The following is a 25,193-nucleotide window of genomic DNA, read 5'->3' on the forward strand; positions in this document are numbered from 1 at the left end:
CGTTTTCTGTCCTTCTTGGTCGTCTTGTTATTCTGCGGGAACGCTTTGAACGTCGCCGCTGTCTCGGGCCGCGTCGATCAGGGCACGGCGCGCGACGGCGTAATTGTCTTCGCCTCCGGCGCGTTTGGCACGACGGTCGTCCAGAATGCGCTCGACCGCGTCCAGGCGTCCGGCGCGCAGGCCAGAATCGATGGTAATGCGTTCAAATACATCACGTTGCGCGTGGCTGCCACCGGCCAGTTGCATCGATCCACGCGCCGTCAGCAGGTGATCGAAGGCGGTGCCATAATGGCCGTCTCCGAAGGCTTCCAATCCCATGGCTGCTGAAACACCCGGATCAGCCATACGACGGGTGGCGTCATCATTGGCTTGGGCGGCATCACGGTTCATCCGGCTCAGCATCTTGGCGGTGGAATCGGCGCGGTTATCGCCCGTCAAGGCCAGCAGGTAATGCAGGTCCGCAAAGATCAGGCAGCCATCTTCGGTGCGCGCAGCACTCAGATCAGCCAGTTCTTCCCAGCGGTTTCCAACATTTACGCCCTCAAGCTCAAGCCGAGACAACAGCGAGGTTGCATTCGAAATGTCGCGGTAGTCGTCGGTTTTATCCTTGCGGATATGGGCGTCATACAGCTCCATCACCTGATCGACCTGGCCCAGATCAAGATGCATCAGGGCTTTGTGCCACCAGACGTGATAGCGGAAATTGTTACAGTGCGCCCAGGCGTCTTCGCGTCCGGCCAACCAATCCAGACCCAGCTGTGCGTTGCCGGTCATCTCATGAACATGGGCCACCGCGTGCAGACCCCACGCATCATCCGAAACCATCCACAACGCCTGACGGCCAGCGATCTCGGCTTTTTCGTAGGCACCAGTTTCCTCCAGCGCAAAGGAGTGGCAGCCCAACAGATAACCCCGACCGGGATGGTCGGGATCATAGGATGGCATCACGCGTTCAATCGACCGGCGCATCCCATCGGCATCACCCAGTACGAATCGTGTCGCATGGCTCAGTTTCATCGCCAATGTGTCCTGCGGGTGTTCGCGCAGAATGGCTTCGAATTTCTGAACCGCCTGCGTCTGTTGGCCTGTCAGAAACAGCGCCAACGAGTCTACGTACAGCTGCTCTCGGGCCGAAATCGGTTGCCGCTCGGACGCGGCATTGGCCGCAGCCAGAGCCTCTACCGCGACCGCCATCATCTCGCGCCGACCCAGCAGAGCCATGAACAGACCTTTGACCGCATGACCCAGCGCAAAGTCGGGCTCAAGCTCAAGCACCTTGCCCAGATGTTGGGGCGTGACTGCCGCATGCGCCATGAACCCAAGCAGAACACCATTCCATGCATCCACAGCCGCTGGCTGCGTCAGGGTGTTCATCTGTCCAAAAACGTCTTGTTTCATACTTTGGTCCAATCTGATTGCGGTACTTCACACTGTTCGATGTAACAGAGTGTGAGGGAGGGGCGTAACAGTATCGATCCTGCTCTCGAATTGGTGAAATGCCGTGTGCGAAAAAGGCGAAAAAAACCGCCGATTCAAGAGCATGTTTCAGCGAGTTGCTGCCTAAATGTGCAAGTATTTCAATCTTCGAAAGGGTTTTCGGCGCTCAGAACCGCCTGAGTATCCGCCCCGCAGACCGGTGGCGCGCTGCGATATGTTACAGGCGTACGAGACAAGTTGAGTGGATTCCCGATCAGGTTGACCTGACCAGGTTGGGCTTGCATTGCGATCTGCATCTGCCGCGCGGCCACCTGTTCAGTATCAAAGACCTGATCAAGCGTCTGAACCGGACCAACAGGAACTTTGACGGCTTCAAGTCCAGAAATAACGGCCTGTGTGCTCAACGTTTTAACCGCAGGACGAAGAACCGCGTTCAGCGCATCTCGATTTTCCAAACGGGCTGGATTGGTTGCAAATCTGGGGTCGTCTGCCAGTTCTGCTCTTTCGATAAAGCTGCAGAGTTTTCTGAACTGACCGTCATTTCCAACCGCGAGAATGACGTGCCCGTCAGCGGTTTCATAGACGTCGTAGGGTACGATATTCGGGTGCCCGTTGCCGCGCCGCTGCGGGACATCGCCTGAAGTCAGATAATTTACGCCTTCATTGATCAGCCACGCGATCTGAGCATCCACCAAAGCCAGATCAATCTGCTGCCCTTCGCCAGTCAGGTCGCGGTGACGTAGTGCGGCAAGGATGCCGACGGTTGCGTACATACCACACATCACATCTGCGATTCCGACGCCAACTTTCATGGGCGCACCTTCCGGATCGCCGGTCAGTGACATGATCCCACCATAGCCCTGTGCCATCAGATCGTAGCCGGGCTTGCTGGAATTGGGGCCTGTCTGTCCGTAGCCCGATATTGAGCAGTAGACCAAATCGGGAAACTCTTGCGACAGGGTGGCGTAGTCGAGACCGTATTTCGCCAGCCCGCCGGGCTTGAAATTTTCGATAAGTATATCCGCATGTGACGCCAGCCGCCGAATTTCCGCCTGGCCTTCGGCTTTGGCGATATCCAGAGCGACGGATTTCTTGTTGCGGTTGGCTGACATGAAATACGCACTTAGGTCCGAGCGGTTGCCCTGGGCATCTGTCACATAGGGTGGACCCCATTGTCTTGTGTCGTCGCCGCCTGTGGCGGGGTTTTCGATCTTGATGACGGTTGCGCCCAGATCGCCAAGCAACTGCGTGCATGTGGGCCCTGCCAGAATCCGGCTAAGATCCAGAACCTTGACGCCGTTCAGGGGGCCTTCAGATGCGGCCATCATAACCTCCGCGCTCAATTTCAGCAGCAATGACGGTAAATGTCTCGGCCTTTACAGCAGCTTCCAACGCTGCGCGCAACTCTGCCCTGTTGCGAACGGTTTGGCCATTCCCACCAAAGGCTCGGCCCATGGCCGCGAAATCATGGTGGCCAAAGTCCACGCCCTTGTTGCCCATTTGTCTTTGACGCTGTTTCAGTTCGATCAGAGCAAGGCTTGCATCCACAAAGACCAAAAAGATCGGGTTGCCTCCCATTTCGGCGGCGGTCGACAATTCACCAGCCACCATCAGAAAACCGGCATCGCCTGAGAAGCTGATGACCGGGCGTTGAGGTTCGGCCAGTTTCAGGCCGATGGCCATCGGAACCGCGCAGCCCATAGTACACAGCGCCGAAGACTGGATCAGCCCGCGCTCTTCACTGCACCCCCACATCTGACTCAGCAAAATACGATGTGCGCCGCTATCTGCGGTTGCCAGAGTTTCAGGGGGCAAAACCGCCCGGGTTTCAGCAATGACTGCCGCCGGTCCCCAGGATTCGTCATTTGGGAAAGCCTCTGCCAAAGCAGTTTTGACCTGTGAGGGCTCGCCATTTGGCCAAGTTGTACGGGCGGGGTTGCCTTTGGCGATGGCTTCCAGCGTTTCGCCTGTATCGGCAACAAGGTTTAGACCCGCCTGATGCATGTAATGATCGTTCACCACGGCAGAGATGTCGATGACGCGCTTGGTTTCGGGATCCCAAATCTCGCGCCAACCGGGCCGCATTTCGATCGGGTCATAGCCCAGGCACAGCACCAAATCGGATTGTTCGACCAGCGGCACCAGATGTTTGTCCGCCAAAGGAGACAGGCCCGCACCGCCCAGACACAGGGGGTGATCCTCGGGCACCACGCCTTTGGCTTTGTAGGTCGTCACGAAGGGAATGCCAAAATGTTCCAAAAACGCCTGCACCACACTGCGCGAGTCATCATAGAGGACATCCAGACCGATGATGGCAATTGGGCGCTCGGCCTCGGCCACCCATCGGCGGGCCTTTTCCAGACACTCCCCCCCCGGGCTTACTGGCGCGACCTTGGCAAGACGGCGGCGTTTCACACCGATCACTGGCGTTTCAGCAACCGAGATAGGTACATCAACATGAACCGGGCCGGGGCGCGGCTGCATGGCCAGCGATACCGCCTTGTCGGCCACCACGTCCGCGCCGTTGGCGGTCAGCGTGAAGGTACCCTTGGTGATCGAGCGGTATACTTGGGCGTGGTCCATGACCTGATGCGTGTAGGTCAGGGCCTCATCTGCGTCGACACATCCGGTCAGAACGATCATGGGCACGCGGTCCTGTAGCGCATTTGCAACGACGTTGATACCGTTCATCGCTCCCGGACCAAGTGTGGCCACCAATATCGCAGGTGCGCCATCGCGGTGATGCACCGCCTCTGCCATAAACCCGGCAGAATTTTCATGCTTGGTCAGATGGAAGGTGATGCCTGCCTTCTCTAGTGCGTCCACCAGCGTAAGAACCTCACCCCCTGGCATCCCAAATGCGTGGCGGCACCCCGCTTCGTACAGTCGTTGGGCCAGAAGATCCGCAGCGCGGGGCGAAGAGTCCTGCATCAGTCATGCTCCGAAATAACCGTTTCAAAGCAGATTGCGGAGGACGCCCACAGACGCAAGCCGGTTCACGCCAGTGTGACTATTTGACTGCGTCTTCGGCGACAGATTGAAACTTTGTGTCAAGTTCTGCGGAAATGTCCAGCAAGGCTTGCCCACCTTCCGATGCGTATGGGGCAAAAACAAAGCTGGGAGTTTTGTAGGACAGAGTGGCAGAGCCGTCCTCGTTTTCGGTGACATAAAAGCGGATGGGCGCTTCGATCATCGCATGGGTCGAGGTTTCAAGCACCCGCACTGCATAGTCATTGTTAAAGGCCCCGATCACCCGGTTGCCCGGAATGGTGATCCCGCGCGCAGCCGCCGCCTTGGTGGGGCCAGCCTGAGTTACGACGATCAACCCGTTTTCCTTGATGGCGGCTTTGGTGGCATCGACCAGTTCGGCATAGGGCTTGTCTGATGGGTGTACGACCCAACCCTTGGGTATGTCTTGTGCCCAGACGGGCAAAGCGATCAGGCAGAACAGGGGTATGAGCGCTTTCATCATCACGTCTCCGAAAACTTGCTGAATCATGTGTGCCAGACTTGGCCGTGTAGCGCAGTCACAAACCCGTGTTCGGCTCGCGCTTTTATGCGGCGCGCTTCTTTAACAGGTAGATATCCATGATCCAGCCGTGATCGGCGCGGGCTTTGGCTCGGGTGTCCAGAATCCGCTGCGCGACCTGATCCAGCGGACCGCTGATCAGCAGCTCTTCTTTCATACCCACATACGCGCCCCACCAGATGTCGAATTCCGCCATCTCAAGGGATTGGAACGAGCATTCTCCATCTAACATAACCGCTACTTTTGAGCCGGTTGCGGGCCACCCTTCATCCCGAATGCGGCGGCCTGTTGTGACGACATAAGGCGCACCCAGATCATTGATCGGGATCGCGTGGGCCGCAGTCAGCGCATGCAAGGCAGTAATGCCGGGGATCACTTTCGTGTTGGGTTTGGGGTCCAGCCGCGACGCGATGCGCAGCGAACTGTCATAAAGCGACGGATCTCCCCAAATCAGCAAGGCCACATGTTGTGCCGTTGGGTGGGTATCCATAGCCTCTTGCCAGCGCAGGGCAATGGCATCGTGCCATTCGTCAACTCCGCGCAAATAGCCATCGTCAGCGCGGCGTTTGGGGATATCGAAGTAAGCGATCTGGGGCGCGGTATCGGTTACTTCGGCAATGATTTCCTCGCGCAGCCCGGCCAGATCGGCTTTGTTCTCCCCTTTTCGCGGAATCAGAATCAAGTCCGCCGCCCGGATCGCCTTCGCCCCTTGAAAGGTCACATGATCGGGGTTTCCCGTGCCGATGCCGATCAGGCTTAGGTCAATCATCTACGAACTCCGCCAGTGGGCCATACAGGATCAGCGCCGGAGCTTTGCCAATCTCGGACTTCAACTGATCCGCCAACGCGCCGATGGTAGCGCGCCGGAGCTTTTGATCCGGGGTCGACACGGATTCAGCCATCAACGCCGGAGTGTCCAGTGGCAGGCCATGAGCATTCAACGCTTGAACCAGCAGCGGGAAGGTGCGCTTGCCCATGAACACAACGGTGGTGGCCTGAGGGTCAGCCAAAGCAGTCAGGTTCAGATCGTCCGGCAGTTCGCCGCTGACGTCATGACCGGTGACAAACTGTACCCGCCGTGCGGTCAGACGGCGTGTCAGCGGAATACCGGCTGCAGCCGCCGCCGCAATGGCTGAGGGGATGCCAGGAATGATCTCATAGGCAATACCTGCTTCACGCAGGGCCACAAGCTCTTCTTCCAGACGCCCGAACATCCCGCCATCGCCGGACTTCAGCCGCACAACGTGCTGGCCGGTCTGGGCATAATCCACCAACAACCGGCTGACGTGGTCCTGTTTGGGCGAGGGGCGTCCAGCCCGTTTGCCGACCCCCACAAGATCCGCATCCTCGCGCGCGTGGCTCAGAATGGGCCCGCTGCTCAGGTCATCAAACAGCACGGCATCCGCTTTCTGCATCCGGTCCACGGCCTTCAGTGTCAGCAGTTCAGGGTCTCCGGGGCCCGAACCGATGAAAGAGACAAAGCCGCTCATGCCGAGGCCTCTGCGATCAGGTGAAAGAACGTGCCGGTGACATTGCCGCGCACCGAGCCTGTCTGCGGGCCTTCTGCGCCTTCTGCATCAAACACACGCGCAAGCGGGGCATCAGGTTGCTCCACAATCGAAGAATAGTGGAATTCGTGCCCGCGCAGTGCAGCGCCTTCAGCAAAACCGGGCATCTGTGCCAGCAATTCAGCCTTGCGGTACCCAAGGTTGAATTTTCGCTTCTGGTAAGAGGTCACAAGCCCAAGTAAGCCTGCCATTTCATGCTGCACGCCATCCTTGTCGATCAGCGCTGTCCCAAGCGCCATATAGCCCCCGCATTCCCCATGAACCGGCTTGGTCTCGGCATGCTTGCGCAGACCCGTCAGGAACGTGTTCGCTGCGGCCAAGGTTCCGGCGTGCAACTCAGGGTATCCACCGGGCAACCAGATCAGATCGGCATCCGTCGCCGGGGCTTCATCGGCCAGTGGCGAGAAAGGCAGGATTTCGGCCCCAGCCGCGCGCCAGCCTTCCAACAGGTGCGGATAGGTGAACGAAAAGGCCGCATCCCGAGCCAGCGCAATCCGCTGAGCAGGTGGGCGCGGCAGCGCGGCTGACGATGGCCCGCCGGGGCCTGAGGAAGCCGCCCGCTTGATCGCCTCAAGATCAACATGTTCGCGCAGAAACGCAGCATAGCCGACGATTGCGCTTTCCAGATCCGGATGCTCAACCGCCTGAATCAGACCTAGATGCCGTTCCGGCAATGTCAGATCTCCGCGACGGGGCAGCACGCCCAGTACCGGCAATCCTGCGCGTTCCATGCCCAGTCGGGTCAAACGCTCGTGCCGGGGGCTGGCGCAGCGGTTCAGGATCACTCCGGCAAAAGGCAGATCGGGATTGTACAACTTGAATCCTAACGCCGTCGCTGCCGCCGATTGCGCCTGACCGCCGACGTCCAGAACCAGCACCACCGGCCATCCCATCCGCGCAGCGGTTTCAGCACTTGACCCGTGGCCCAGCTCTCCGGGCTTGGCGACACCGTCGAACAGCCCCATCGAACCTTCGGCCACAACGATATCCGCACCTTCGGCCTGCGCTGAAATTGCGCTCAGCAAAGGATCACCCATCGCCCAGCTGTCCAGGTTGAACGAGGCTCGTCCCGCTGCCGCCCGATGGAACGCAGGATCAATGTAATCGGGTCCGCTTTTGAACGGTTGCACGGTCAGACCATCCTCGGCCAAAGCCCGCAACAGGCCCAGCATCACCGTTGTCTTGCCGGTGCCGGAGGACGGCGCTGAAATCAGAACGCCGGGGGGGTTAGTCATCGCCGTGGCTCCAGCTGGACCAAGGGCTTTCTGCGCTTTGCGGGCGATAGCGGCGGTCGTAATCTTTTGAATACAGGCAGCTTTCGTCAAAGCCTTCGCCCGCCAGCGCCGGACCGACCATAATCAATGCAGTGCGCGAGATTTTCTCGTCCAGCGCGTCTTTCAGCGTCTCCAGCGTTGCTCGAATGATCTGCTCATCCGGCCAGCTGGCGCGGTAAACTACGGCTACCGGGCAATCTGCCCCATAGGCCGGTGTCAGATCGGCGATGACCTTGTCCAGATTGCCGATCGACAGGTGAATAGCCAGCGTCGCCCCTGTGCGCGCGAAGTTTTCCAAGGTTTCGCCTTCGGGCATCGAGGATGCTCGTCCCGGTGTTCGGGTCAGCACCACGGATTGCGCCAGACCCGGCAACGTCAGTTCCGTACCCAGCGCAGCAGCGGCAGCGGCAAACGAAGGCACGCCCGGTGTGACGCTGACCGGGATGCCCATCTCTTTCAAGCGGCGGATTTGCTCACCCATAGCCGACCAGACCGACAGATCACCGGAATGAAGGCGCGCCACATCCTGACCCGCTTTATGGGCCGCGTCGATCTCGGCCATGATCTGATCCAGATCCATCGGCGCTGTGTTGATGATCTTTGCGCCCTCGGGGCAGTGGCTCAGGATCTCTTCCGGCACCAGAGACCCAGCGTAAAGGCACACAGGACAGGATGCGATGATATCGCGCCCGCGCAGTGTCAACAGGTCGGCGGCGCCCGGTCCGGCGCCGATGAAATGAACGGTCATGTTTGTCCTCCGATGGCTATGGCGCAGGTCGCCAGCCGGTCGTCTGAAATCTGTCTGGGTGAGAGCAACCGCGCGCCCGAGCCAACAAGCTTTCCGGCGGCAGCCAATGCGGATGCTTCGGCCACGCTTCCGGTGCCATAGGTGGCCCGGCTACGGGTCGAGCAAGTGAGCGTGCGTTGCCCGGCCAGATCAGCTGCGGCAACGAAATGCACGGGCAGAGACACCTCTTCTGCAAAGGATGTCAGTGCTGAATGGCCTTCCTTGTCGGCGACAGTCGCTAAGGCTGCCACATCATGGTTCGCAGTCGCCGCGTCAAACGCTTCACGCAAGCTGTCGGCTGTCGCAGAAGAGGAGAAACCGAGGCCAGCAACGATCATAGCGTCACGCTCCACTGCACCACCGGATAGGCGGATTTCCAGCCGCGCCTTGGTCCCAGCGGGGCTGATTGTGCAAGTTCTATCCGAAGCAGGTCACCGCCCAAGTCTTCGTGCCAACGTGCCAGCAGGGCCTCGCTTTCCAATGTGACCGCATTGGCGACAAGACGTGTGTCTTTGGGAAGCGCATCGCGCAGCCACGCCAGCAGATTGGCGCTCAACCCTCCGCCGATGAAAACGGCATCCGGCAGGTCGACACCGGACAGCGCTTCTGGTGCGGTTCCGTGTACTACATTCAATCGATCCTGCCCCAACGTATCTGCATTTCGGCGGATACGCTCGGCCCGGTCAGCACGGGGCTCGAAACACGTTGCGGAAAGGGTCGGATCACACATCAGCCATTCGATGCTTATTGAACCCGTGCCGCCGCCGATATCCCACAGATGTTCGCCCCGTTGCGGGGCAAGCGCTGAAAGGGTCAGCGCTCGGATGGGGCGTTTGGTGATTTGACCGTCGGTTTCAAAGATGTCATCGGGTTTGCCAGACGCTTTGGACAGGGCCGGACCTGAGCCAGTGACGTCCAGGCCAACGCAGACGGGATGGTCGAACGTGCCAAGAAGGGCCTCGGTCAGAGTGACGGTTTTGGAGCTTTCGCGCGGACCGCCCAAAGCCTGCATAACGTGCAGAGAAGAATCTGCAAAACCGGTTTCAGTCAAATATGTTGCTAGTTCCGCCACAGCCTTTCCGTCGCGCAGCAACAGAATCGCGCGCAGACCCGGGGCCAGATGGGGCCGCAAACGGGTCAGCGGCGCGGCGTGCAGGCCAAAGGTCAAAGTACTTTCCAAGGGCCAGCCGAGCCGTGCAGCGGCCAGCGAAAAGGTGGATTGGCCGGGCAGGGCGGTCCATTCACCGGCATCGAAATTGCGAGCAATGACCGAGCCCGCGCCAAACCAGAACGGATCGCCCGAAGCCAGAACAACGGTCTGTTTCCCGCGCAAACCTTGCAGGATCGGCAAGCCATCCGAAAACGGCACCGGCCATTCAATGCGTTCCGCCCAGGTTTCGGGCACCAGCGACAGGTGGCGCGGTGGCCCCATGATCACTTCGGCCCGGTCCAGCACTTGACGGCTTGTTGGCGACAGGCCATCAAGCCCATCTTCGCCCAATCCCAGAACGGTCAGCCACGGAGCATCAGACATGACTAATCTCCTGATCCCCAATGTGTTGCTTCTGGGCGGTACGACCGAGGCCAACGCCTTGGCTAAAACCTTTGTGGAACAACGAATTACGGCTGTCTATTCCTACGCAGGACGGGTGGAAACGCCACGCCCGCAGCCTTTGCCAGTCCGTGTTGGCGGTTACGGCGGCTCGGAAGGTTTGGCGGATTTCATCCGCGACAACGCCATCACTCATGTCGTGGACGCAACCCATCCGTTTGCGGCCCAGATGAGCCGAAACGCGATCGAGGCGTGTTGGGCAACGCAGATGCCCCTGGCCGCGCTGACCCGCGCGGCGTGGACGCCGCAGACCGGCGATAACTGGCATCACGTCCCTGATATCGCGGCGGCTGTCGATGCACTGTCCGGGGACGCACAGCGGGTTTTCCTGGCCGTTGGCCGCATGCATCTTGAGGATTTTGCCGCCCAGCCCCAGCACAATTATCTGCTGCGTCTGGTGGATGACCCCGACAGCTTGCCCCTGCCGAATGCCGAAGTTGTCGTTGCCAGAGGGCCCTTTACCGAAGCCGACGATCGCGCGCTGATGCAGCGCCATGGGACGCAGCTTGTCGTCTCCAAGAACGCGGGAGGCACCGGCGCGCGGGCCAAGCTGGATGCGGCGCGCGCGCTGGGCTTGCCCGTGTTGATGATCGACCGCCCGGTTCTGCCGCAACGGACCGAGCTTACGACTGTCGCACAGGTTCTGGACTGGCTGTCTCATCCCTGATCCTTATCAGGGGTAAAACGTGGGGTGTAGACGATTGGTGTGCCTTTGCGCTCGATCACGCGGGTGCGGGACGAACCCACAATGACCACTGTCTGCATATCCGCCATCTCGGGCGTGGCTTCGGCAAGCGTCGAAATTCGGATCGCCTCGTCTGACCGCGAAACCGCGCGAGCGAACATAATCAGGCGCTCGGGCTCGCATTCGTCACGTAGGATTTCCAATGTCTTTACAAAGCCTTCCGGACGAGACTTTGAGCGTGGATTGTAGAAGGCCATCGAGAAATCGGCCTGTGCCGCCAGACGCAGACGCTTTTCGATTAATGACCACGGTTTCAGATTGTCGCTGAGGTTTATGGCACAGAAATCATGTCCCATGGGCGCACCCGCCCGCGCAGATGCGGCCAACATTGCGGTGATGCCCGGCAGTACATCGATCTGAAGTTCGCGCCATTCAGACGGGCCGCTCTCCAGCGCCTCAAAGACGGCTGCGGCCATGGCAAACACACCGGGGTCGCCTGAGGATACGACGACAACTTTTTTGCCCTCGGCAGCCATTTGCAATGCGTGTTGCGAGCGGTCGATTTCGACCCGGTTGTCGCTTGCGTGCAAGGTCAGGCCAGGGCGTTCGGTCACACGCGCGACGTACGGGATGTAACCTACCACATCGGTGGCCTCAGCCAGCGCCGCAGTGACTTCTGGTGTCACCAATGCCTCGTCGCCCGGCCCCAGCCCTGCAATCTTGACCCAACCGCTCATGGCCGCCGTCCCTGACCATGCACCACGATGATCGAGAAATACGGGGTGATCTTTTCGCATGCCTCCGACAGTTTTGTCACCGTTTGGTTCGGCATCTGTGCGTATTCGACGATCCACGCCCGGTCATAGAGGCCTGAGGTTTTCAAAGCCCGCTTCACCTTCTCGATGTTCCGCCCGATCTTCATCACAACGAGCGCATCAGTTTGCGCCATACGCTCGGCCAAAGTGTCTTCCGGCAAGGTGCCAACCAGCACGGTCAACACGTCATCACCCCATGTGATCGGGTCACCTGTCGCGGTCCACGCACCGGACATGCCGGTGATTGCAGGCACAACCTCAACCGGAGTTTCATTGCGCAACCGGTTGTAAAGATGCATGAAAGAGCCATAGAAGAACGGATCGCCCTCGCACAGAACCACAACGTCTTCGCCCTGTTCGGACAGTGTTTTCAGATGGGCAGTGCAATCCTCGTAGAATGCGGCCAGCAACTCATTGTAACGCGGGTCCGTGACGGGGATCTCGGTGGTTACGGGGTATTCCATCGGAAATTCCACCGCACCTTCAGGGATCATGCCGTTGACGATCTTGCGGGCCTGACCGCTGCGGCCCGGCTTGCGGAAAAAGGCCACATGCTTGGCATTGCGCAACAGACGATCTGCCCGGACGCTCATCAGATCCGGGTCGCCGGGGCCAAGACCCACGCCGTATATGGTGCCCATGCTCATTCTGCCCGGCTTGCGATGGCGTTGACGGCTGCCACGGTGATGGCACTGCCGCCCAGACGACCTTTGACAATGCAGGACGGCACCGGTTGTGCCTCCCACAGCGCATCCTTGGATTCCATTGCGCCGACAAAGCCCACGGGGCAGCCAATGATCGCGGCAGGGCGCGGGCAGTCGGGGTCTTCCAACATGTTCAGAAGGTGGAACAGGGCCGTTGGCGCGTTGCCGATGGCGACCAATGCCCCGTCCAGATGCGGACGCCACAGTTCCAGCGCGGCAGCAGAGCGGGTGTTGCTCATCTCGGCGGCCAAAGGGCGCACGCGTTCGTCATGCAGGGTGCAGATCACTTCGTTATCGGCGGGCAGGCGGAAACGGGTCACACCTTCGCTGACCATACGAGCATCACACAGGATCGGTGCGCCATTTTCCAACGCCGTGCGGGCATCCGTCACAAAACCAGGCGAGAAATGAATGAACTCTTCCAGCCCGACCATACCCGCAGCGTGGATCATCCGGACGGCGACCTGCTCTTCATCGGCATCAAAACGGGCCAGATCAGCCTCGGACCGGATGGTGGCAAAGCTTTCCTTGTAGATCGCCGCGCCATCGGTTTCGTATGTGTAGGGCATCAGGTGAAGTCCATAGTCATGAGTGTTTCGGGGTCGAGCCCGCGCTGGCAGGGCTCATCCCCTGCGCGGCCCTGTTTTACAAGATCAAATCGTCCGTTTGCGCCCACCAATGTGATGTCGGCAGGCCCCATCCGGGCACAGCCCTTGGCACATCCCGAGACATGCAGTCGTCCGGGTATGCGCGCGGCCAAGGCGCGGGCGATGTCGCGGGTTTCCACCTGCGCCTGTGGGCAGAACGGTGCGCCGGGGCAGGCGTCGGTGGTCATCAGCGGGTCAGAGGCATCCGTGACAAACTTTGTTGCGGGTATCGCCGCCCCGCCTTCCAGTAAGATCAGCCGCCACGGCGTGACACGCAGGGCAGTCGCGCCGCCGTCGTCAATCAGATCATAAAGCTTGCGCGCAGGCAGCGATCCAAAAGCTGCACCATACAGCGCGCCCAGATCACATGGGCCAGGTTGCAGTTTTGAGCCGACGGGGCCCGGCGCATGTCCTTGCCATTCCTGCGGCAACGCGTCGATGACCCGCGCCATGCGGCGAGTTTCGGAAGTGTATATCTTTGAAAACCACATGGCTAACGCGATCATATGATCAATGGCGTCGGCCTCGGTCACAGGTCGCCCAGTTTCGCAGCCATCGGCGCGCAGGATCAGGCCGTCAACGCCCGTTTCCAGACGAATATCCGCTGAATCCGCGTTCAAAAGCCGCGCGGGTCCGGTGTCGATGGCAAAGCCGAACTTGGCGGGCAGGGCAGGCAACTCTGCCAACCGGTCGATCAGTTCCTGGGTGAGGCGCGCAGTCAAATCACCAGCCTGATACAGCGGTGTGACCAGAATATTGCGTCGCACCTCGATGCCGGGTTCCGCATCCAGAAGGTTCAGCGCTGCAAGCTCCTTAAGCAGCGGCTGATGGTCATAGTCCTCCACGCCCCGCAATTGAAGATTGGCACGGTTGGTCAAGTCGATCGACCCGTTGCCAAACCGATCTGCAAGGTCGCACAGACCCAGCGCCTGATCCGCTGTCAGTCGTGCAAGCCGGGGCCGGACCCGCACGACCAATCCGTCACCAGACATCATTGGACGATGGGCACCGGGGCACCAACCCTGCACGATAGGAGCGCTCATGTCAGGCCCTCCAGATCCGCCCGGATCGAGTTTCGACGGGTGTTCCAAAGCCCGGCCTCAAGCAACGCGCGGAACCGGTCCTGCATTGCTTGATGGGCCAGGGGATTGGCCTCTTGCAGGAAGGTGTCCACTTCTTCGTTGCCCAAAGTGGCATCGTGGTAAAGATCGAACAGATGTGGTGCGACCGTCCCGGACAGATGGGCGAAGGATGCCATGTGATCCAGCGTCGCCGCGATTTCAGCTGCGCCCCTGAAGCCATGCCGTTGCATCCCTGCGATCCAGTTGGGATTTGCGGCGCGAGCGTGAACGACACGGCTGATCTCTTCCGGCAGGGTTCGGGCGCGGGGGATTTCGGGGTTTGTGTTGTCCAGATGGTAAAGCTGCACGCTACCACCGGTGATTTTCTTGGCTGCCGCAAATCCGGCCTCATGCGTAGCGTAGTCATTGGCCAGCAGCAGATCGGTTTCGGTCAGATCCTGCAGGTGAACAAAGCTGTCAGCATTGGCCACGCGCTGGGTGATACCGTCTTTGTCCTGTGCGATGTGTTCGCCTTCCAGCGCGAAAGAACTGGCTTCCAGCCAAGCCTCGCCCGCCTGGACGCGCGCTTCGTCGGTGTAGACTTCGGACAATTGGGTCATGTTGACGCCATAACTGCCGGGCGCCGGGCCGTAGACGCGGGCCGTAGGGGCCAAGCCTGCATAGGGGTTCCAGTCCGGCGCTTCGTCGCGCGCAGACAGCGCACGAACGGCCTGACCGTACAGCGCCGAAAGGGTCGGGAACACATCACGGAACAGGCCCGACACGCGCAACGTCACGTCCAGTCGCGGGCGACTGAGATCCGTGATCGGAAGCACCTCGATGCCAGATACACGCTCTGAACCTTTGTCCCAAACAGGCTTTACACCCAGAAGATGCAGCGCCATGGCGAATTCTTCGCCCGCAGTACGCATGGTGGCTGAGCCCCACAGGTCAACAATCAGCCCTTTGGGGTAATCGCCTTCTTCTTGCAGATGACGGCGCACAAGCTCTTCAGCCAGTTTGACGCCCTGCGCATATGCTGCGCGGGTTGGGACCGAGCGTGGGTCGGTTGTATAAAGGTTCCGCCCTGTCGGCAGCACGTCCGACCGCCCACGATAGGGAGAGCCGGATGGGCCAGCCTCGATCCTTTTGCCCCCGAGCGCGTCGATCAGAGCACTTCGTTCGGCATGGGCCGAAGCCGTTGGGTCGAAATTGCCTGTCACTTCGGGCACGCGGCCAAAGATATGTAGCCCGTCGCCGAATTGGCTTTCCTTGATGTCACAGACAAAACGGTCGATCCGGGTGATCGCCTCGGCTGTGCAGGTGGCTTGATCGAGCCCAAGATCGTTTTCCAGCCCGATGGCCTGCGCTTCGTCCCGAATATCTTCTTGCAAACGGTCGCGGCGCTTGGGGTCTAACCCGTCTGCGTTCGAGAACTCATCCAGCAGCGACTCCAACCGCACCATCCGGTCCGGCGTCCCGCTTTCCTTCATCGGCGGTGGGATATGGCCCAGCGTGACGGCCCCGATCCGACGCTTGGCCTGCGCGGCTTCGCCGGGGTCATTGACGATAAAGGGGTAGATCACTGGCAGGTCGCGGATCAGCGCTTCGGGCCAGCAATCAGCAGACAGTGCAACGGACTTCCCGGGCAACCATTCCAATGTGCCATGCGCACCAATATGGATCAGCGCGTCCGCACCAAGACCTTTGCGCAGCCACAAATAAAAGGCGACATAGCTGTGACGGGGCGTGCGCGAAAGGTCGTGATAATCGTCATCGCGCAGTTCCGGTGTTCCGCGTTCGGGTTGCAGCGCGACCAGAGCTTGGCCCCGGCGTAGAGCTGTAAAGTGAAACGCGCCATCTGCAAAGGCCGGATCGTCTTCGCATTTGCCCCAAACCGTTCGAAGGTCGGTTCGCAATTGCTCGGGCAGATAGGTCAGCGCTTGCAAGTACTCGTCCAGCGGCCATGAAATCCGAGCGTCCAAAAGAGTCTCGGCAATCGGTTCTGCTGGCGCGGTGTCATAACCTTCGTTCTGGAGATCGGACAGCATCGCCTCGGCGGATGCCAGCGCGTCCAGACCCACCGCATGGGCCATCTGCCAGTCTTTCCCGGGGTAGGTCGACAGCACAAGCGCCGGGATCTGATCCGTCTTTGGTTTGTCGTTCAGGCGCAGCCAGCCTGATACCCGGTCGATAATGGCTTCGATCCGTTCGGCCTCGGCCCGATGGGCAAAGCGGGAGTATTCCAGATGAGGATCGCGTTTGCCCGGTTCTTTGAACGAGGCGATGCCCGCCGAAATTCGTCCGTCTACCTCAGGCAAGACAACATGCATGGCAAGGTCGGCAGGCGAGAGACCGCGTTCCGCCTCAGCCCAGGCTTTGCGGCGCGAGGTGGCCAGAGCGACCTGAAACACCGGCACATTGGCGGCATCCAGCGGAGACGTGCCCGACGCGCCTTTGCCCGAAAAGGACGTTGCGTTGATGATGGCAGCGGGGGTCAACGCCCCAAGCGTCTCGCGCAACCAATCGGCAGCAGTTGGCGCTTTGAGCGAAGGTGCGAACAGGCCCACTGCCGCAAATCCGCGCGCACGCAAACTGCGGATCAGAGCTGCGACTGGGGCAGTGTCGGCCGACGTCAGATATGCGCGGTAAAACGTGACGACGATACGTTTTGCGTCGCCTTCGAACGCGGTATCCGTTGGGATTACACCGCGATCCGGGCACCATGCGCCGCATTCAGGCAGGGTCTTTGCGCCCATCACCGGCCCGGCATAAAGCCCTGCTGCCAAGGCCATCTGGGCCAATGCGGCTTGCGCTGCGACCTCACCACCGGTGTCACACAGATGGGCCAAACGGCGCAGCGTTGAAACGGGCAGGGTAGAGTAGTCATCCAGCCGCGTATCCTCTCGCCCGTCCGCGGGCAGAACGGCAAGCGCGATGCCCTTAGCATGCGCCAGCGCCAGAACCTGTTGCAAGCCGTAGGACCAGTAAGGCACGCCGCCAATCAGGCGGATCAGAATGCCCTTGGCGCCGTCCAACGTCTGCTCGACATAGGTGTCGACGGACAGAGGGTGTTTGAGCGCGGTCAAATTGGCCAATCGAAGCGTCGGCATTCGCCCCTCGGTTCCGCCGCCACGATGCCAGCCCGCCGCGAAAGCGCCGAGGTCGCTGTCCGAGAAGGACAAAACAACCAGATCCGCCGGGCTTTGGCCCAGATCGGTTGGGGTCTCGGTTTCCTCGAGCCCGTGGCTTTCGCGGAAGACGACGTGCATGGTTTACTCGGCAGCCTCGGTGACGCCCGCGAGGATCGCGTGGATTTCGGCCTCTTTGATGTCGTCATGCTCGGCGATAACAACCAGACGCGAACGGCGCTCTTCCTCTGGTCCCCATGGGCGGTCATATTGGTGACGGACGCGTGCGCCCACAGCCTGAACCAGCAGGCGCATGGGTTTGCCCTGTACTGCCGCATAACCTTTGACCCGCAGGATGTTCAGCTCGGTCGCCAGACGTTCGATCTTGGCGACCAGATCAGCTGGATCGGTTTGTTCCGGCAACTCGACGATGGTGCTTTCGAAATCGTCATGCTCGTGATCGTGGTGACCGTCGTGGTGCGACGGACGCGCATCCATGTCGTCCTCGGCTGCGGCTTCCAGACCCAGTACAACGCGGACATCCACAACGCCCTCGGCGACTTCGACAACAGGCAGGTGGCGAGGGGCTTCGGCGGCGATCACTTCTTTGGCCTTGGCCACACCTTCGGGCCCTGCAAGATCAGGCTTGGTCAGAAGGATAATGTCGGCGCACGAGATCTGATCTTCGAACACTTCGGACAGCGGCGTTTCGTGATCGATCGAGTCGTCGGCGAGGCGCTGGGCATCGACAGCTTCGACATTCGGGGCAAAGCGACCGGCGGCGACGGCCTCGGCATCGGCCAGAGCGATCACGCCATCGACAGTGATCTTTGAGCGGATATCCGGCCAGTCGAACGCCTTCAACAACGGTTTTGGCAGGGCGAGGCCAGAGGTTTCGATCAGGATATGCTCGGGGCGCGGTTCCAGCGCCATCAGCGCCTCGATGGTCGGGATGAAGTCATCCGCGACGGTGCAGCAGATGCAACCGTTTGCCAACTCCATGATGTTTTCCGCAGGGCAATCCGGGATGGCGCAGGATTTCAGGATATCGCCATCCACGCCCACATCGCCAAACTCGTTGACGACGACGGCCAGACGTTTGCCCTGAGGGTTCTGCATCAGGTGTTTGACCAGCGTTGTTTTTCCCGAGCCCAGAAAGCCGGTGATCACGGTGACGGGAAGTTTTTCGAGATTCGACATGTCAGGCTCCAATCGGGGGAATGCGCGAGGCGCAGTTTTTGCGGAAATGTTCAGGGCGCTCGCGCCATTTCACCAGGCCATCTTCGGTGGCCAGATACTTGGTTGCGCCGTCGACGATTACATCGACATGGTCTAATTCGTTCAGGTTCTCGTAAACGAAGGTCCAGCGATCGGGACCACCACGCAGCACGATAGAACAGCCCTGATCGCAGTTCGAAAGGCATTCGACAGGTTTCAGGGTGATGCCTTCAGGCAGTTCGGCTTGTTCCAATGCCTGGTGCAGCAAAGTGCCGGGGCGTTGCGCATCGTCTTCGATGGGCAGCCCGCGGCGGCAGGTCGTGCAGACCAGCAGTTCGACCGGTGTGGTCTCAGTCATGTCTCTCATCCCCCCAAATCCTCTTCGCGGGGGACGGGGTTTCAAGCGGGCCACGTGTTGCAACATGGACCCGATACCGGAACACCCCGCCCGGTTTCAACTTCGGGTGCTGGCAGGTCTCCCGGCTTGCGGATGTCAGAGGCCCGGTACGTCAGGGTCCTCTGTCGGATGTCCCGCCTTCCCGGCCTTGGCCAGTGGCATTGGGCACCCTCTCCGGTCACGGTCGCGGGGGCGGCTGCGTTTGGCGGAAGATCCGTTGACGCATTCCCTTTTCATCGGCTCTTGCCGACACCAACGAATGGGTCATGCGGCACCGCTGGCCCGCTTGTCAAGCGCGTTGCGCGTAACATCAGGGTGTGGGTGTGAAAAGCGACCTGTGGTTGTCGTTGGGCGGCATGAATGGTCAGATAAATCCGTGATCGCATGACGGGTACAAGCCAGCAGGGAGAGGCGACATATGAAAGTAGGATTCATCGGGTTGGGAAACGTTGGCGGCAAGCTTTCGGGTTCCTTGCTGCGAAACGGGATTGATCTGATAGTGCATGATCTGAACGCGGATCTGGTGGGCGAGTTCGTCGCCCTTGGCGCAAAGGCAGCCGAAGGTCCGGCACAGTTGATGCGCGATTGCGATGCCGTCATCACCTGCTTGCCATCGCCTGCGGCATCAGATGCGGTCATGCAAGAGATGCTGCCCGAAGTGGGCCCCGGCAAAATCTGGATGGAGATGTCGACAACCGATGAGGCCGAAGTCAAGCGTTTGGGGGCCGAGGTGATCGAACGCGGAGGCGCGGCAGTGGACTGCCCGGTTTCGGGCGGGTGCCACCGGGCGGCCACCGGCAATATCTCGATCTTCGCGGGATGTGATCGTGCGACTTTTGAGCGAATTCTGCCGTTTCTGACCACCATGGGGCGGCGTGTTTTGCACACTGGTGAATTGGGCTCTGCCTCGGTTTTGAAGGTGATGACCAACTATCTGGCCACGGCCAACCTGATCACCTGCGCCGAAGCGCTGGTCACGGCAAAGGCTGCCGGGATGGATCTGAACACAACATACGAGGCGATAAAAATCTCGTCCGGTACGTCCTTTGTGCATGAAACGGAAAGTCAGGTCATCCTGAACGGATCGCGCGATATTTCTTTCACTATGGACTTGGTGAAAAAGGACATTGGTCTGTTTCAAGAGGTCGCTGACCGCGCCGGGGTGCCTCTGGAAATGAACCCGGTCATGATCAAGATTTTTGAAGATGGCATTGCCCGGTATGGGGATCGCGAGCTGTCGCCGAATATCATCAAACGACTGGAAGAGGCGACAGGCCTGGACATCACAGCCCCCGGTTTCCCGCCGGAGATGGAAGATGATGAACCGGAAGAGCCAGGGTACGAGGTTGTTCCGCAAGGGCGAGGTCCGGCGTAAAGGTCCAGCCTGGGCTTTCCAGTGAGGTGTCATTGGCAGTCGGGGTTGGTCAGCCCATAAATCCGGCCCCGATTGCTACGCTAGTACAGGACGTTGATCATCACCAACGAAACGATCAGGAACAAAGCAGTCATAATGCCGCCCGAGCGTACGAAATCCATGACCTTGTATCCGGCCGGACCCATGATCAGTGCGTTGACCTGATGGGTCGGGATGATGAAGCTGTTCGAGGTTGATATGGCGACTGTGAGTGCAAAGACTGCTGGGTTGCCTCCTGCAGCCACGGCAATTGATACGGCCAGTGGTACGAGCAGAACGGTGGCGCCAACGTTCGACATGACCAATGAAAACGCTGTTGCCAGAACGGCAATGCCTGCTTGAAGCGACCAAAGTGGCCAGCCGTCAAGAATGACCATGATTTGCTGTGCGATCCATGCAGCTGTGCCGGTGTTCTGCACGGCCTGTCCCAAAGGTATGAGGCAGGCGAGCAGGAAGACGGTGTTCCATCCAACGGCACGATAGGCCTCATCCACGCTAAGCACGCGGGTCAACATCATTCCGGCTGCCCCGGTCAGAAGACACAGCGAAAGGCGCACGTCCGTGAACAGGATTAGGGACAATGAAATGGCAAAAAAGGCAAGGGCCCACCCGACCTTCTGCGGCCTCAGTTCATCCTGTGGAAAATCGGTTGTCACCACAACGAAATCGGGATCGCGCGTGATCCGCATAAGGTTGTCCCAACGGGTATGCGCAACAAGCATGTCCCCGGCATGGAACTTTTCAAGCCCTATCTGAGTGGATTCGTGATCTTCAGTCTCAACGTGGCTGAGCGTTTCTTCCCCTCGGTGAATGGCAAGCAGCGACATGCCATAAGTCTTGCGGAACAAAAGCTCACGCGGGCATTTCCCGATCAGTTTGCTGTCCGGGGTGATAACCACTTCGGCCACGCCGGCATTGGTGGGGGCGAACTCTTCAACAAAAATGTCCAGATCAGGAAGAACGGTCAAACCGTATTTCGTGGCAAATTCCTGAACCTCAGAACGTCGTCCGACAATAGCCAGCCGACAAGGGGCCGCGATTTCTGCGGTCAGAACCTGAACCATCGAGGTTTTACCGCGATAGAAAGTTGAAATGATGTACAGGTGGCTCTCGTGGTTGATATCGGCAAGAATTTTTCCCACCAGCGGGCTTTCCGCGGGCACAACAACTTCGAATACATCTGCCTTTAGCCCGTAGACCCTCTGCAAATACTCCTGTGTGCCCTGACCGGTGCCAGTGTTGTCTTCCCCTTCCGCTTCGGGAAGAACCCAGCGCCCCAGCAACAGAAAATACCCGATGCCGGTCAGGATCAATACCGCACCGATCGGCGTTACCGAGAACAATCCGAACGGTTGCATTTTCTGAGAGTCCGGCAATCCGTCATTTGCTGTCTGGATCAGATCATTAAGCAAGATCAGCGGTGAAGACCCCACCATCGTCATCGTGCCGCCCAGAATCGCACAGAACCCCATCGGCATAAGCAGGCGCGACAGAGGTATTCCAGATCGCGAGGATATCCGGCTGACAACCGGCAGAAACAATGCGGCCGCGCCCACGTTCTGCATGAAAGACGAAATGACGCCAACGGTTCCGGATATGATCGGCAGAACCCGGTTTTCCGACTTGCCGCCATATTTCAAAATAGCAGCCGCAACCTTGTTCATGATGCCAGTTTTGTCCAGTCCAGCGCCAACAATCATGACCGCAATGATCGAGATAACTGCGTTTGACGCGAATCCATCAAACAGACGCGGCACATCCGCCAGATTCTCAAGGCCGGGCGCGTAGCTTAGCAAGCCGACAAGAACCAAAACCAATATTGCGGAAAGATCAATTCTGACGATCTCGGACACAAACAGGAAAACAGTGAAAGCGAGAAGGGCGCAAACGACCCCCATCTCGAAGGTAAATGCTATGTATTCCACAATTCGTCCAGATATTTTGGCTTCTCTTGCATTAGTCCTTAGTCCATTCCGTTCGCGTTGTCATGAAATTTCGTTTTAGACCGAATGAGGGACATAATACTTCGCACTGGGTTGGGTGTGTTTGGTGGCGATGACTGTCTTCTTCGAATGCGCGGCAACACGCTACCAGACCCGATATCTCAGCTTCTGACATGTGCTATAGGGTCGAACGGCTTCAGGCTGGATGGCCCGGAATGCTCTCTATAAAGCCCGATCATAAACGCCACCCGAAGGTGCTATATGTGCCAGTTGACTTCAAAGTGACGTTGGTGTCAGGCTTTCACAACACGAACTCGGGCAAAGACTTGATAGTTAAGGTAGTTTGACATCTCACGGCACTGTTATCTGCATATTGGCGCGCCTAAGACTGGAACGACGTCAATTCAAACACTTCTTCTGGACAATAGAGATTGGTTTAATCACCACGGGCTGTTCGTTCCGAGTGCAGGGCAGAACACGAATGGCGCACACCACCAGCTTGTGCGTGCGATATCTGGATTGCCAGCGCGGACAGATTTGTCCGGGTTAATTCAAAGCCTAACCGCAGAGATAACGGGCGCAGGCTTCCCAGATCTCCTAATTTCTTCAGAGACAATGTTTGTGATTATGCGCGAACCGCTTTGCTTGGAACGAATTAAGAACTATTTTGAGGATTTGGGTTATAGAATAACATGTATTCTTTTTTTGCGTCACCCTGCCACTGGATTAGACTCGGCGTATTCGCAAATGGTTTCCGCCTTTCAACGCTTTGATAGTTTCCGCGAATTTGCAGATCGACGGTCTTTGCAATTTACTAGACTGCCCTTATGGGGCTCATTCAATAGGTTTCCTGAAATCGAAGTGAGAGTGCTGCCTTACACTAGGGAAGTGAAGTGTGAAGGAGTCGCAAAACGTTTTTTGCAAGAGCTGGGAATCACGGACTTTGGCGCGGCGGCATCCGAGCAGCGTCTTAATGTCGGCGCCGGGCCGAGAGAGGTACACTTTAAGAAATGGGTGCGATTCAATTGCGCTGAAGCAGGAGATACGATTTCTCAGCTGCAAAGAGCGAAACTGATCGAGCTTACAAAAGGTTTGGATTTTAAAGATACTGAGCGTTATCGAGGTCTAACGCCAAGCGTGCTTGAGAACTTTCTCCAAAAGACCGAACAAGCAATCAAACAGGGGCGTGATGCACGTTGGATTGGCGCTTGGGAGCAATTGAAAGAAGACAATGTGGAACAGCTTCTTCCCGCCAATGATCCAGACCTGTTTTCAGATCCTCACTTGAAAAAGATACATGATCCAGAATTGGAGGACCGCTTGCTACAGGCTTGGACGATGGCGAGCCAGGTTAAGGAGCCTGATGGTCAAAAAAAACTTCGTGCGAACACCATAATAGAAGCAATGCGTGAAATGGGCTCTCAAATTTAGACAGGCCCGGCAATTCAAGTCTAAGCTTGGGATGGGGCGTGTATTTGGAATCACCTGCCTTAGTCATTGGCCATATTGGCAAAACTGATTGCCTGAAGTACCCATTTGATTTGCATCGCATTTTGAAACCAAGGTCGGAGGACCTTGCATGGTGGCTTCGACCCAAATTGCAAAGTAACGGCACGAGGTTGGGACACCTCGATGGATCAATGGCTGATTGAGGGCACTATTAACTATTAGTTGCACACGTGACAGCCGCGACCCGATTGCTGAACGCAGCTCTGTCACTACGCCAACTCGCGATGTTATCGGGGTTGGTCGGCATGCTGCATAGCGCAAGTTATCGAGTGTTACATGCAGGCAGTTCCGAATGAAAACGACAAGGTATTGCCTAAACCCAATCGAGCAAAATCGCGGCCTAAAGGCACAAAAACATAATCGCACCGCTAATTGTGGGCGCAAGAACGCGGCAAGGCGTCACGAAAGTGGTTGACTGATTTGGAGGCGAGTACCGGAATCGAACCGGTGTACACGGATTTGCAAGAGATCGACGGCAAGAATAATAAATTAAATTCAATAATATGCGCGGGAAAATTTACGCTGTGTGCCGTTTTGTGTACCAATAAACTTTCCCGTAGTTAGTTGATCTTATTTGCCTTTTCAGCTGTCTCGCGCATGACTTTAAAAGCCAGCATGAGGATTAGCATACATGCAAACAATCCACTCACGTCGCCAATGAAATAGCCAATCAGCGTATCTGTGTTGTGGCTAAAAGCCCAACCCATTCCAAAGGTATTGATTGCTGAGGCAATTGCACCTGCTACCATCACATCTCGCCAATTTGCTGCACGATTTGCCGTTATTCGAAAGTCCATCCCAATCCTTGCTAGCGTCCAAAAGGTTACCGCAGCACACACTATTCCAGAGAAAACACCAGCAAGCCCCGCCAGTGTAAAACCCGCAACCCCAAAGTTCATCCAGTGCGTCAGTAAAGCAGTTGGTGCGAACAACGGAATAGCTTTCCAGCCCATCATCCATGCTGACAATATGCGGACGCCATGTGGGAGGAAAAGTAAGCTGGCATAGGGTGCTAGCTCTGGCGTGTATTGGGCTTGTAGGGGGAGTAAAATGTAAATTGAGATTCCAAATGCGAGTAGGTGCGCAAGCGAGATAATAAGAAACGGTGTCAGCAGGTTTTGGTCGCTAAATGCTTTCAACGGCTCAGCTACCTAACTCTTTCGACACGACATACGACGATCGTTGTCGCCCCTGCGCGTGTTGTAAGTACCCTGCTTCTACTAGTTCTCGCAATGCTCGAAAAAAGGCACTACGCGACACACCATTCAGCAATTCATGTTGCCGCAGTTCTTCCGTCTCAACCGTTTTTGAAGTTTCGCTCAGGAGCGTTGCAGCGTACACAATATTTCTCTGAACGGCACTTAAATCATCAATTCCTAAGTCCCGCTCCATGCCAAGTAGCAGTTGCTTCAGACGTGCTAATTTTTCAATCCCTGCCATGCTTAAGCCCAAAGCTGCAAAC

23 protein-coding genes and 1 riboswitch are annotated in these 25,193 nt (G+C 58.1%); of the genes, 3 read left to right on the forward strand and 20 right to left on the reverse strand.

Annotated elements, in window-relative coordinates; all coding sequences use genetic code 11:
- Window positions 1-27: 27 nt before the first annotated feature.
- From I9187_RS04545 to cbiE, 10 genes are all read right to left on the reverse strand, one after another.
- Window positions 28-1,398, reverse strand: a complete 1,371-nt coding sequence (locus tag I9187_RS04545) for a tetratricopeptide repeat protein (RefSeq protein ID WP_171177511.1) — start codon at window positions 1,396-1,398, stop codon at window positions 28-30.
- A 179-nt stretch (window positions 1,399-1,577) separates the two neighbouring features.
- Entirely contained in the window at window positions 1,578-2,762 is a 1,185-nt protein-coding gene (locus tag I9187_RS04550; protein WP_171727606.1) for a CaiB/BaiF CoA-transferase family protein, read from the reverse strand.
- Window positions 2,749-4,368, reverse strand: a complete 1,620-nt coding sequence (locus tag I9187_RS04555; RefSeq protein WP_171177507.1) for a thiamine pyrophosphate-binding protein — start codon at window positions 4,366-4,368, stop codon at window positions 2,749-2,751. Before I9187_RS04555 ends, I9187_RS04550 begins: the two co-directional genes overlap by 14 nt.
- Window positions 4,369-4,447: 79 nt before the next feature.
- Entirely contained in the window at window positions 4,448-4,906 is a 459-nt protein-coding gene (locus I9187_RS04560) for a DUF302 domain-containing protein (RefSeq protein WP_171178077.1), read from the reverse strand.
- An 85-nt stretch (window positions 4,907-4,991) separates the two neighbouring features.
- Window positions 4,992-5,735, reverse strand: coding sequence for a precorrin-6A synthase (deacetylating) (cobF, locus tag I9187_RS04565; protein WP_171177505.1), 744 nt, complete (start codon window positions 5,733-5,735; stop codon window positions 4,992-4,994).
- Window positions 5,728-6,456, reverse strand: a complete 729-nt coding sequence (gene cobA, locus I9187_RS04570) for a uroporphyrinogen-III C-methyltransferase (protein ID WP_171177503.1) — start codon at window positions 6,454-6,456, stop codon at window positions 5,728-5,730. The genes cobF and cobA overlap by 8 nt, the downstream gene beginning before the upstream one ends.
- Entirely contained in the window at window positions 6,453-7,769 is a 1,317-nt protein-coding gene (locus I9187_RS04575) for a cobyrinate a,c-diamide synthase (RefSeq protein ID WP_171177501.1), read from the reverse strand. Before I9187_RS04575 ends, cobA begins: the two co-directional genes overlap by 4 nt.
- Complete coding sequence (gene cobM / locus I9187_RS04580; protein ID WP_171177499.1) at window positions 7,762-8,556, reverse strand: precorrin-4 C(11)-methyltransferase; 795 nt, start codon at window positions 8,554-8,556, stop codon at window positions 7,762-7,764. The genes I9187_RS04575 and cobM overlap by 8 nt, the downstream gene beginning before the upstream one ends.
- Window positions 8,553-8,933 carry a cobalamin biosynthesis protein gene (locus tag I9187_RS04585; RefSeq protein WP_171177497.1) on the reverse strand — a complete coding sequence of 127 codons (381 nt, stop codon included), beginning with the start codon at window positions 8,931-8,933 and terminating at the stop codon, window positions 8,553-8,555. The genes cobM and I9187_RS04585 overlap by 4 nt, the downstream gene beginning before the upstream one ends.
- Window positions 8,930-10,129 carry a precorrin-6y C5,15-methyltransferase (decarboxylating) subunit CbiE gene (cbiE, locus tag I9187_RS04590; RefSeq protein ID WP_171177495.1) on the reverse strand — a complete coding sequence of 400 codons (1,200 nt, stop codon included), beginning with the start codon at window positions 10,127-10,129 and terminating at the stop codon, window positions 8,930-8,932. Before cbiE ends, I9187_RS04585 begins: the two co-directional genes overlap by 4 nt.
- On the opposite strand from cbiE, the gene I9187_RS04595 reads away from it, so the two are divergent.
- On the forward strand, window positions 10,128-10,874 hold the full coding sequence (locus tag I9187_RS04595; protein WP_171177492.1) for a cobalt-precorrin-6A reductase: 747 nt from the start codon (window positions 10,128-10,130) through the stop codon (window positions 10,872-10,874). The genes cbiE and I9187_RS04595 overlap by 2 nt on opposite strands.
- On the opposite strand, the gene cobJ is transcribed toward I9187_RS04595, so the two are convergent.
- Genes cobJ through I9187_RS04630 form a run of 7 tightly spaced genes read right to left on the reverse strand, consistent with a single transcriptional unit; the run spans window position 10,865 to window position 18,826 of the window.
- Window positions 10,865-11,629: a precorrin-3B C(17)-methyltransferase gene (cobJ, locus tag I9187_RS04600; protein WP_171177490.1), complete on the reverse strand. Its 765-nt coding sequence runs from the start codon at window positions 11,627-11,629 to the stop codon at window positions 10,865-10,867. The two genes, I9187_RS04595 and cobJ, sit on opposite strands and share 10 nt — an antisense overlap.
- Window positions 11,626-12,354, reverse strand: coding sequence for a precorrin-2 C(20)-methyltransferase (locus tag I9187_RS04605; RefSeq protein WP_171177488.1), 729 nt, complete (start codon window positions 12,352-12,354; stop codon window positions 11,626-11,628). Before I9187_RS04605 ends, cobJ begins: the two co-directional genes overlap by 4 nt.
- Complete coding sequence (locus I9187_RS04610; protein WP_171177486.1) at window positions 12,351-12,980, reverse strand: precorrin-8X methylmutase; 630 nt, start codon at window positions 12,978-12,980, stop codon at window positions 12,351-12,353. The genes I9187_RS04605 and I9187_RS04610 overlap by 4 nt, the downstream gene beginning before the upstream one ends.
- A complete protein-coding gene (locus I9187_RS04615) occupies window positions 12,980-14,101 on the reverse strand; it encodes a cobalamin biosynthesis protein CobG (RefSeq protein ID WP_171177484.1) in 1,122 nt (373 codons plus the stop codon). The genes I9187_RS04610 and I9187_RS04615 overlap by 1 nt, the downstream gene beginning before the upstream one ends.
- Window positions 14,098-17,391 (reverse strand): cobaltochelatase subunit CobN, encoded by a 3,294-nt coding sequence (cobN, locus tag I9187_RS04620; RefSeq protein ID WP_171619785.1) that lies wholly within the window; start codon window positions 17,389-17,391, stop codon window positions 14,098-14,100. The genes I9187_RS04615 and cobN overlap by 4 nt, the downstream gene beginning before the upstream one ends.
- 3 nt (window positions 17,392-17,394) lie before the next feature.
- Window positions 17,395-18,450 carry a cobalamin biosynthesis protein CobW gene (cobW, locus tag I9187_RS04625; RefSeq protein WP_171177479.1) on the reverse strand — a complete coding sequence of 352 codons (1,056 nt, stop codon included), beginning with the start codon at window positions 18,448-18,450 and terminating at the stop codon, window positions 17,395-17,397.
- Between the two features lies 1 nt (window position 18,451).
- Window positions 18,452-18,826, reverse strand: a complete 375-nt coding sequence (locus tag I9187_RS04630; RefSeq protein ID WP_171177477.1) for a DUF1636 domain-containing protein — start codon at window positions 18,824-18,826, stop codon at window positions 18,452-18,454.
- Window positions 18,827-18,919: 93 nt separating this feature from the next.
- Window positions 18,920-19,137, reverse strand: a riboswitch (cobalamin riboswitch).
- A gap of 146 nt (window positions 19,138-19,283) precedes the next feature.
- On the opposite strand from I9187_RS04630, the gene I9187_RS04635 reads away from it, so the two are divergent.
- Window positions 19,284-20,240 carry an NAD(P)-dependent oxidoreductase gene (locus I9187_RS04635; protein ID WP_171177475.1) on the forward strand — a complete coding sequence of 319 codons (957 nt, stop codon included), beginning with the start codon at window positions 19,284-19,286 and terminating at the stop codon, window positions 20,238-20,240.
- Window positions 20,241-20,320: 80 nt separating this feature from the next.
- On the opposite strand, the gene I9187_RS04640 is transcribed toward I9187_RS04635, so the two are convergent.
- A complete protein-coding gene (locus I9187_RS04640; protein ID WP_171178075.1) occupies window positions 20,321-22,177 on the reverse strand; it encodes an SLC13 family permease in 1,857 nt (618 codons plus the stop codon).
- A 660-nt stretch (window positions 22,178-22,837) separates the two neighbouring features.
- On the opposite strand from I9187_RS04640, the gene I9187_RS04645 reads away from it, so the two are divergent.
- Complete coding sequence (locus I9187_RS04645; protein WP_171177473.1) at window positions 22,838-23,653, forward strand: hypothetical protein; 816 nt, start codon at window positions 22,838-22,840, stop codon at window positions 23,651-23,653.
- 638 nt (window positions 23,654-24,291) lie between these two features.
- Here I9187_RS04645 and I9187_RS04650 read toward each other — a convergent pair.
- The gene (locus tag I9187_RS04650) at window positions 24,292-24,870 is read right to left on the reverse strand and encodes a hypothetical protein (RefSeq protein WP_209509587.1); all 579 of its coding nucleotides are present in this window, start codon (window positions 24,868-24,870) and stop codon (window positions 24,292-24,294) included.
- Between the two features lie 4 nt (window positions 24,871-24,874).
- Window positions 24,875-25,171, reverse strand: coding sequence for a hypothetical protein (locus I9187_RS04655; protein WP_209509588.1), 297 nt, complete (start codon window positions 25,169-25,171; stop codon window positions 24,875-24,877).
- Window positions 25,172-25,193: the final 22 nt, after the last annotated feature.

The sequence above is a fragment of the Ruegeria sp. HKCCE4148 genome, from assembly GCF_017872495.1.
GTDB lineage: Bacteria > Pseudomonadota > Alphaproteobacteria > Rhodobacterales > Rhodobacteraceae > Ruegeria.

Bases quoted from the DNA above. Each gene is read 5' to 3' on its own strand.
- I9187_RS04545 (WP_171177511.1), bottom strand. From the start codon at position 1,398: ATGAAACAAGACGTTTTTGGACAGATGAACACCCTGACGCAGCCAGCG.
- I9187_RS04550 (WP_171727606.1), bottom strand. From the start codon at position 2,762: ATGGCCGCATCTGAAGGCCCCCTGAACGGCGTCAAGGTTCTGGATCTT.
- I9187_RS04555 (WP_171177507.1), bottom strand. From the start codon at position 4,368: ATGCAGGACTCTTCGCCCCGCGCTGCGGATCTTCTGGCCCAACGACTG.
- I9187_RS04560 (WP_171178077.1), bottom strand. From the start codon at position 4,906: ATGAAAGCGCTCATACCCCTGTTCTGCCTGATCGCTTTGCCCGTCTGG.
- cobF (WP_171177505.1), bottom strand. From the start codon at position 5,735: ATGATTGACCTAAGCCTGATCGGCATCGGCACGGGAAACCCCGATCAT.
- cobA (WP_171177503.1), bottom strand. From the start codon at position 6,456: ATGAGCGGCTTTGTCTCTTTCATCGGTTCGGGCCCCGGAGACCCTGAA.
- I9187_RS04575 (WP_171177501.1), bottom strand. From the start codon at position 7,769: ATGACTAACCCCCCCGGCGTTCTGATTTCAGCGCCGTCCTCCGGCACC.
- cobM (WP_171177499.1), bottom strand. From the start codon at position 8,556: ATGACCGTTCATTTCATCGGCGCCGGACCGGGCGCCGCCGACCTGTTG.
- I9187_RS04585 (WP_171177497.1), bottom strand. From the start codon at position 8,933: ATGATCGTTGCTGGCCTCGGTTTCTCCTCTTCTGCGACAGCCGACAGC.
- I9187_RS04595 (WP_171177492.1), top strand. From the start codon at position 10,128: ATGACTAATCTCCTGATCCCCAATGTGTTGCTTCTGGGCGGTACGACC.
- cbiE (WP_171177495.1), bottom strand. From the start codon at position 10,129: ATGTCTGATGCTCCGTGGCTGACCGTTCTGGGATTGGGCGAAGATGGG.
- cobJ (WP_171177490.1), bottom strand. From the start codon at position 11,629: ATGAGCGGTTGGGTCAAGATTGCAGGGCTGGGGCCGGGCGACGAGGCA.
- I9187_RS04605 (WP_171177488.1), bottom strand. From the start codon at position 12,354: ATGAGCATGGGCACCATATACGGCGTGGGTCTTGGCCCCGGCGACCCG.
- I9187_RS04610 (WP_171177486.1), bottom strand. From the start codon at position 12,980: ATGCCCTACACATACGAAACCGATGGCGCGGCGATCTACAAGGAAAGC.
- I9187_RS04615 (WP_171177484.1), bottom strand. From the start codon at position 14,101: ATGAGCGCTCCTATCGTGCAGGGTTGGTGCCCCGGTGCCCATCGTCCA.
- cobN (WP_171619785.1), bottom strand. From the start codon at position 17,391: ATGCACGTCGTCTTCCGCGAAAGCCACGGGCTCGAGGAAACCGAGACC.
- cobW (WP_171177479.1), bottom strand. From the start codon at position 18,450: ATGTCGAATCTCGAAAAACTTCCCGTCACCGTGATCACCGGCTTTCTG.
- I9187_RS04630 (WP_171177477.1), bottom strand. From the start codon at position 18,826: ATGACTGAGACCACACCGGTCGAACTGCTGGTCTGCACGACCTGCCGC.
- I9187_RS04635 (WP_171177475.1), top strand. From the start codon at position 19,284: ATGAAAGTAGGATTCATCGGGTTGGGAAACGTTGGCGGCAAGCTTTCG.
- I9187_RS04640 (WP_171178075.1), bottom strand. From the start codon at position 22,177: ATGGGGGTCGTTTGCGCCCTTCTCGCTTTCACTGTTTTCCTGTTTGTG.
- I9187_RS04645 (WP_171177473.1), top strand. From the start codon at position 22,838: ATGTTTGTGATTATGCGCGAACCGCTTTGCTTGGAACGAATTAAGAAC.
- I9187_RS04655 (WP_209509588.1), bottom strand. From the start codon at position 25,171: ATGGCAGGGATTGAAAAATTAGCACGTCTGAAGCAACTGCTACTTGGC.